This is a genomic window from Rhodococcus sp. no. 34 (assembly GCF_054589475.1).
Window position 1 is genome coordinate 45930 of sequence record NZ_BAAILK010000026.1, and the last position, 7245, is coordinate 53174.

Consider the following 7245-nt stretch of genomic DNA (forward strand, 5'->3'; position numbering starts at 1 on the left):
TTCCATGAGAGTGACCGTTATCGGTGCCGGTTCGATCGGGTTGTGTTCGGCGCTGGCCTTGGCTGCCGAGGGAGCCGACGTGTGTGTAGTCGACGCGAGGGATGCGGGAACCGGCGCGTCGAGCCATAACGCCGGGTGGGTCGTCCCGAGCATGTCGGCCCCCGTCCCTGCCCCCGGAGTACTGACCCAATCGTTGAAGTGGATGCTGCGTCCTGACAGCCCGCTGTACATCAGCCCCAGCCGCGACCCTCGCCTTGCCTCCTTCTTGATTGCGATGCTTCGCAACTGCACCACAACGAGATTCGAATCCGGTCTGCGAAATCTGATGGCACTCAATCATCGGACTTTCGAGCTTTTCGACGAACTCGAGCGCACTGGGCTTCAGTTCGAAAACCACCGATCCGGATTGGTGCAGCTGTTTCGCACACAGAAGTCGCTCGACTCCCACGCCGAAGAAATGACGCTGGTGCGAGCACTCGGCGGTGACGAATTCGACGTACACACCAGTGCCCGAACGGCTCAGCTGATGCCGGGACTCTCGAGCTCGGTCGTCGGTGGGATCGTCTGTCCCCACGAGAGATTCCTCGACCCCGCAGCCTTCGTCGAAAGCTTGATCACACAGTGCGAGAGCCTCGGGGTCGAGATCGTGGAAGGCACCGAACTCACACTGTCAGCAGACTCCGCCGGCAACGTGACAGCTTCTGGAGTAGAACGGCCGATGACGTCCGATCATTTTGTGGTCGCGGCGGGCACCTGGAGCGCCGATGTGGTGCGAGCACTCGGGTACACACTCCCCGTCCAATCCGGCAAAGGCTACGGTTTCGACGTTCCACCGATTTTCCCCGTCGGTACTCGGGCGTCGTATCTGTCGGAAGCCAAAGTTGCCGTCACGCCGTTGTCCGGTGCGACTCGACTGGCCGGCACCATGGGATTCGGAGGCCGAAGTGAACACATCGACAAGCGAAGGGCCGGAGGCATACTGACCTCGGCAGCCGACTATTTCGACACCTGGGAACCTCCGCAGAATGCAGTCCCGTGGACAGGGCTACGCCCGATGACACCCGACGGGATGCCCATCATCGGTCGCTTACCTCACCATCCGAATGTCACTGTCGCCACCGGCCACGCGATGCTCGGTATAACCCTCGGCCCCGTCACCGGAGAGTTGGTCGCTCGCAGCGTGTTCGGCCGAAGCCTCCCGGCCTATGCCGGCGTGTTCGGGCCAGACCGCTTCAGTCGGACTTTTCGGAGCGTCCGGCCCACAACCCGCTGACGTGGTGGAGGTGTGCAGTCATGACAGCTTCGGCCGCAACCGGATCTCGTGATTCCAACGCCTGCAGGAGTTGATCGTGCTCCCGAGCCGACCCGACCAAGTCCTTGCTGCCTGCAATGCCTTTCAGCCCGGACAGGCGAGTCTGATCGCGCAACTGCTCCACCACCTTGACCAGCCGTGCGTTACCCAGTGCAGCCAAAAGTTCCAGGTGGAAGTCCTTGTCCAGGGTCAGGAATGAGACCAGATCCCCCTCGGCCGCGGCGTTCTCGACGCGCTTGCTCAGCTTCCAGAGATCGGTGAGATCCAGCGGGGGTTCGAGCACGGCAACCTTCGCCATTGCAGGTGGCTCGAGCATCAGCCGGACTTCGACGATGTCCGCGAGTTCGTCATCCGTCAGTTCGACGATGCGAAAGCCGCGGTTCCTCACCATCTCGATGAGCCCTTGGCTCTTCAGATCGAGTAGAGCCTCACGCACCGGGGTGGGCGAGACCTCGAGTTGCGCTGCGATGTCGCCAATCGCGTAGAGCCGGCCGGACTCCAGTTCACCGCTCGAGATCCGGGCCCGAAGCAGTCTCGTGGCATCGCTGCGCAAGCTGGTCCGTGCCAGTGGTTGGAATACGGCACTCTGCTTTTCGTCGCGGATACTACGATCTGCGCTTGAACCGGCCGGCTGCTTCGTCCCCATACCTGCACCCTAATACTCATCGATGTCCAATATGTAATACCTAACATTTTATGTGACAAAGATCGTTCCAGCTCGCACCGATGTGCAAGCTGAGTCCGCCCCGGCCGAGATACCGAGCTCAGTTCCCGGCTGGGTTGACAGATCCGGCTGGGCTGACAGATGGGGTCCTGATACAAAGAAGCCGCTGCGCATCCAGTGTCATCCGGATGCACAGCGGCTTCGCTAAGTCTTAGCCCGTGGGGGTCTCGGTCTCGTCCGACGAGAATCCGTCGAAGAATGCGATGACCTTCTGAAGAAGTGCCGCGATGTCGAAATCTTCCAAGCTACCCATTGCGTTCGTCCTTTCGTTTAACACTGAGGATGAAACGTGCATCTTGCAATTTCCAATGTAAAGCATGAAAAGCATTATTTCTCGACCGCGCGACACTTCGGTCGCAAATACGTCACTCAGCAAGATATGGGCAAATCACCGGAAATAACAGCTCCCACCCGCAATATTTCGGTCTTCCGCAACCCGCTGAATTCCCCAATTAGCAAGTGGGTAAATCTTGAGAAAAATTTCCCGGCGCGTCGATCACGAAAGATATTCCTGGTGAAACTCTCAATCCAAGAACACAAAGGCAGAGGAAGCTCCGACACAGCTGACACGCAGTTTTGCCCGCCTTCAAGAGTCGTCATCCACGCACATAGTGGACACTCGTATGCGATAACGAACCGGTAGCAACACAATCCCAGGCACTTTCTCCCATCTTCTGACTTTTACTCATGACCACTGAAGATTTGCGCTGGTGAAACGCAATACCAGTTCGAAAGTTCCACAACTTCTCCGGATGCTGTGCACGCGATTAACTGATCAAATATCTGTTGACTCACCGAACCCACACACTCCGCCAGAACGTCACATCCGAATGCTGGACGTTAGTTTAGATGGGTTCGCATTCTCGGAATCTGCTCGATAACGGCGGCCCCACGGATAAAGCCGAGACTGCACCACCGCAGGCCGCCAGGTCATGATCCGCGACTCGGCGAAGGGCGTGCGGACAAGTCCACACGAGGGTGAAATAGGGGGTGAGACATGCCTTGGGGTCTCGTTTTACCGAGTCCGACACAGTACGTTTTCCCAGGCACGCCAGTCCCCAGATTCATACGGTGTGCAAGGACTCGTTGACGCTTCCGAGATGTTGGCAAGGCCGACCACAGGCCCCGTTCTCCCGACGAGAACGGGGCTTCCTCGGGTCGGTTTCCGCCTTCGACCGACCGGGTAGACGCGAGCATGGGCGCCACCTGCTCGGCCGAATCCACCGCTGGCCGCCACGAATCGACGACCCCGACCGTCGGCGTCGAAGAAGAATTCATCCTCGTCGACCCAACCTCCTGGTTGCCGTCCACCGACAATGTTGCGGTTGCGGAAACCGCGTCGACACTGGGGTTGGATCTTCAGCTCGAGTTGTCCCGCTGCCAAGTCGAGACCAACTCTCCCGTGTGCCATGGCATCGACGAACTCCGAACCCACTTGATCGACATGCGTCGGCTCGCGGCAAAAGCTGCCGAGTTGAACGGCTGCAGGCTGTTGGCCGTCGGCGCACCGCTTTCGGGGCCTTCGCGTTTCGAGATCAGCGACTCGCCTCGTTACCGCCGGATGGGCGAACGCTTCGGCGCCCTCGCTGCCGAACAAAGCATCTGCGGTTGCCACATACATGTGGGCGTCGCTGATCAAGTACAGGCCGTGCAGGTCTGCAATCACGTGCGCATCTGGTTGCCCGCCTTGTTGGCACTGAGCGCCAATTCCCGTGTCCACCAAGGAGTCGACACCGACTTCGCGAGTTGGCGGGCGATCCAATGGTCCAGGTGGCCAGTCGCCGGGCCGCCGCCGTACTTCGAGACCACCGGGGACTTCGACACCGCGGTTGCGAAGATGGTGGATTGCGGCGTGATGCTCGACAAGCGGATGGCCTACTGGGATATCCGACCTTCCTGCCACCTACCGACCGTCGAGATCCGAGTCTGCGACGTTCAGCCGACAGCAGAGGATGCAGCGCTACTTGCAACCCTTGGACGGGCTCTGGTGGCAACTGCGTTACGCGCGATAGACCGGGGCATCGAGGCTCCGAACATTTCCCTCGAGAGCCTCCGCCTCGCAACCTGGGTATCCGCGAAGGAAGGCGTCCTGGGAGCGTCGATCGATCCGATTACCTCACAAAGAATTTCAGCCACCGAACTGTTGCACCGGCTCCTGATCCATGTCCGTGACTCCCTAGACGAGGGAGGCGAGTACGCGAGCGTGGAGTCGGCGCTGCAGCTCAAGTCAGTCACAGGCAACGGCAGCGACTGGCAACAGCGAACGCTGCGCCAGGTCTGCCTTCGGGAACTGATTGCGCGTGCCGTTCAGCGCACCGTACCGACCGCGCCGACTGGCACGGATACGCACGACGAGCCGACAACGGATCAGTAGTAATGCCGCCGACCACCGATGGCGTGCCCGGCCGCGCCAAGCGCGTACAGGATGATTCCGATCACCAGCAAGACGACACCAATCGTCCACAGGATCGGAATGTTCACCACGAAACCGATTATCAGCAGGATCACGCCGAGGATGATCATCACAAGCTCCTTCAGTGCGTTCACTCGGGCGGATACGCCCGCCTCGAGCCGCATACACCGTGGATACCCGTCGGCAGAGCGTTTCATACCCACTCTGACCGGGTATTTCGCTGGGCACCATAATATTTGAAGAATCGAGCCCGCCATGATGAGAATTGTGACTCTGATCGTTCTGATCTGGCTGATAGTCGGGGCCGTCGCGGCCGGCCAACGCGGCTACTACAGCAGTTCGCCGACCAACTGCGCCGGCGTCGGGACCATCGCGCTCACGGTCATCGCGGGTCCGCTGAACTACTTCGGCGTCAACCCCAAAGTCACCGATTGCACGCTCCCCCAGCCCACCGAGTGAGCTGCCGGAAATCCACGCTAAACCGACTAGTCGTTACCCTGGAGGTGAGTCGACACACATCGAAGTGAGGGGCCACCATGACCACTGCACCAGATCGCACCCGAATCGAGTTCCCGGACATCAGCTCGCGTGCGTGGGAACACCCGGCCGATCGGGCTGCATTGGTGACGCTCCGGACGCTTCGGGGGTTCGACACTGTTCTGCGGACGCTGTCCGGACTGCTCCAAGAACGTCAGCACCGCCTCATGTACCTCGCCACGTCGGTGCGAGTCGACGAACGCCAGTTCAGCGACCTGAACGACCTGCGCCGTGACTGCGTCGACATCCTGCAGGCCGACGAGACACCCGAGCTGTTCGTACTCCAGACCCCGATGGTCAACGCCTTCACCATCGGCATGGACAAGCCGTTCATGGTGGTCACTACCGGCCTATTGGACGTGATGAACTACGAGGAACAGCGGTTCATCATCGGCCACGAACTTGGCCACGCGCTGTCCGGTCATGCTGTGTATCGGACCATCCTGATGCATTTGATGCGACTGGCCGGAACCATCGGATGGCTGCCCGTCGGCGGATGGGCATTGCGCGCGATCATCGCCGCCCTCATGGAATGGCAGCGCAAGTCAGAACTGTCCGGTGATCGTGCCGGACTGTTGTGCGGGCAGGACGTACACACCGCGATTCGCGTCCAGATGAAATTGGCGGGCGGATCCCGAGTCAGTGAAATCGACATCGACGCGTTTCTTGCCCAGGCCGCCGAGTACGACGCCAGCGGCGACCTCCGCGACGGTGTACTCAAGCTCCTCAACATCGAACTGCTCTCTCACCCGTTCTCGGTGCTTCGCGCCGCCGAGCTCAAGAAGTGGGTGGACAGCGGAGACTACGCCGCGATTCTGCGCGGAAACTACCCCCGTCGCGGCGATGACGACGGATCGAAGATCAGCGACGAGTTCAAGAATGCAGCCAAGACCTACAAGCAGAACTTCGACGAGTCGGAGGACCCTTTGATCCGCATGGTGCGCGACATCGGTAGCGGATTGGGCGGTGCGGTCGGCGCCGTGGGGAATGGCGTCGGCGATGTAGCGTCGGACATCAAGGAACGATTCACCCACTGGCGCAAGAGTTCCGACAGGTCGAAGGGCACCGACGACGCCGAGTAAGCAGAATCGGGACCTGCCGCCGAAGGCAGTCGGCGGCAGGTCCCGGGCTCTTGGCGTGAAGGTGATGCAGGCTTCCCTCTGCACCACCCTCACGTTCACAGACAGTACCAGCAGTCGAACAAACGTGCGAACTGAAAGCGGTCGTGTCGAATCACCGGTTGTCGGGTACGCGGCATAGGACCACTACAGAAGGGAGCCGACATGCATGCTGGGCGACTGAAGAAGGTCGGTTCGAGTGACGGCCCGTTTGCCTCCGTGTACTTCGAAGACGTCCGTAACCGGGAAGATGCGCGCGAGCGCTTCGAACTCGAATGGCGCTCGATGCGCAATCAACTCACGAAACAGGGAGCATCGGAATCGCTGATCGCACGACTGGACGAGGTGAAGGACAACCATCACGGCATCTCAGGTCGCGCCGGACGCGCGATCGTCGCCACTTCCGAGGCAGTGCTGATCGACGATATTCTGCTCGAACCTGCCGGCTCCACTATCGCGACCTTGGGCGAACTGCCCTACCTGATTCCACTGATCGCACACGGATACGACACCGAACCGTTCCTCATCGCCAAGGTCGACCACACTGGCGCGGACCTGTGCGTGCGCGATGCTCGCGGGCGTGACGTGTACGGCGAAACGGTAGACGGAGACGGCTTCCCGGTCCACAAGGCACACGTGGGCGGTCAGGAGCGATACACCGACAGCCAAAGCCTCGTGGAGGAGAATATCCGGAAGAACCTGACTCAGGCTGTGGAGCGCGCGGCGGCGCTCGCCCGTGAACACAAGGTCGCGCTGGTAGTTGTCATCGGAGAAGTACAATCCCGCAAAGCTTTTGCACAGCTTTTGCCGTCGACGCTACGGGTGGTGGACGTCGAAAAGGGTTCGCGTTCAGTCGGTTCGACACCCGCCGAGGTGTCCAAGTCGATTCGTGAACTGATCGACACGCAGCGACTGCGCAGAATGGATGTGGAAACCGAACGCTACGTCGCGGAGCAGGGCCGGGACTCCGGCCTCTCCATCGACGGGACCGCACGCGTCCTCGACGCCCTCGAACAGGGCAAGGTCGAGACGCTGCTGCTCACCGATCCTGACGACAAGGAAGTCACCAGTGGAGAGTTGATCGGGCCCGCCGATCGCGTACTCCCCTACATCGCAATCGGGACCGGCACCGAGTTGGTAC

General features: G+C 60.4%; 7 protein-coding genes. 5 read left to right on the top strand and 2 right to left on the bottom strand.

Going from position 1 to position 7245, the window contains the following annotated elements:
* Nucleotides 1–4: 4 nt before the first annotated feature.
* The gene (locus ACYP01_RS09345) at nt 5–1273 is read left to right on the top strand and encodes an NAD(P)/FAD-dependent oxidoreductase (protein WP_065456070.1); all 1269 of its coding nucleotides are present in this window, start codon (nt 5–7) and stop codon (nt 1271–1273) included.
* Here the strand turns inward: ACYP01_RS09345 and ACYP01_RS09350 are convergent.
* The gene (locus ACYP01_RS09350; RefSeq protein ID WP_081305440.1) at nt 1233–1958 is read right to left on the bottom strand and encodes a GntR family transcriptional regulator; all 726 of its coding nucleotides are present in this window, start codon (nt 1956–1958) and stop codon (nt 1233–1235) included. The two genes, ACYP01_RS09345 and ACYP01_RS09350, sit on opposite strands and share 41 nt — an antisense overlap.
* A 1273-nt stretch (nt 1959–3231) precedes the next feature.
* On the opposite strand from ACYP01_RS09350, the gene ACYP01_RS09355 reads away from it, so the two are divergent.
* Nucleotides 3232–4410 (top strand): carboxylate-amine ligase, encoded by a 1179-nt coding sequence (locus ACYP01_RS09355; RefSeq protein ID WP_065456071.1) that lies wholly within the window; start codon nt 3232–3234, stop codon nt 4408–4410.
* On the opposite strand, the gene ACYP01_RS09360 is transcribed toward ACYP01_RS09355, so the two are convergent.
* Nucleotides 4404–4559, bottom strand: a complete 156-nt coding sequence (locus ACYP01_RS09360) for a DUF6131 family protein (RefSeq protein WP_003945912.1) — start codon at nt 4557–4559, stop codon at nt 4404–4406. The genes ACYP01_RS09355 and ACYP01_RS09360 overlap by 7 nt on opposite strands.
* 145 nt (nt 4560–4704) lie before the next feature.
* On the opposite strand from ACYP01_RS09360, the gene ACYP01_RS09365 reads away from it, so the two are divergent.
* The 3 genes from ACYP01_RS09365 to ACYP01_RS09375 all read left to right on the top strand — a co-directional run.
* Entirely contained in the window at nt 4705–4908 is a 204-nt protein-coding gene (locus ACYP01_RS09365) for a hypothetical protein (RefSeq protein ID WP_003945456.1), read from the top strand.
* Between the two features lie 77 nt (nt 4909–4985).
* Complete coding sequence (locus ACYP01_RS09370; RefSeq protein ID WP_459679600.1) at nt 4986–6068, top strand: M48 family metallopeptidase; 1083 nt, start codon at nt 4986–4988, stop codon at nt 6066–6068.
* Between the two features lie 201 nt (nt 6069–6269).
* On the top strand, nt 6270–7245 hold a 976-nt coding region (locus ACYP01_RS09375), incomplete at its 3' end, for a baeRF2 domain-containing protein (RefSeq protein WP_459679603.1).

What these genes read in the sequence shown, in the direction of transcription:
- ACYP01_RS09345 (WP_065456070.1), top strand. Translation starts at nt 5, where the DNA reads ATGAGAGTGACCGTTATCGGTGCCGGTTCGATCGGGTTGTGTTCGGCG.
- ACYP01_RS09350 (WP_081305440.1), bottom strand. Translation starts at nt 1,958, where the DNA reads ATGGGGACGAAGCAGCCGGCCGGTTCAAGCGCAGATCGTAGTATCCGC.
- ACYP01_RS09355 (WP_065456071.1), top strand. Translation starts at nt 3,232, where the DNA reads ATGGGCGCCACCTGCTCGGCCGAATCCACCGCTGGCCGCCACGAATCG.
- ACYP01_RS09360 (WP_003945912.1), bottom strand. Translation starts at nt 4,559, where the DNA reads ATGATCATCCTCGGCGTGATCCTGCTGATAATCGGTTTCGTGGTGAAC.
- ACYP01_RS09365 (WP_003945456.1), top strand. Translation starts at nt 4,705, where the DNA reads ATGATGAGAATTGTGACTCTGATCGTTCTGATCTGGCTGATAGTCGGG.
- ACYP01_RS09370 (WP_459679600.1), top strand. Translation starts at nt 4,986, where the DNA reads ATGACCACTGCACCAGATCGCACCCGAATCGAGTTCCCGGACATCAGC.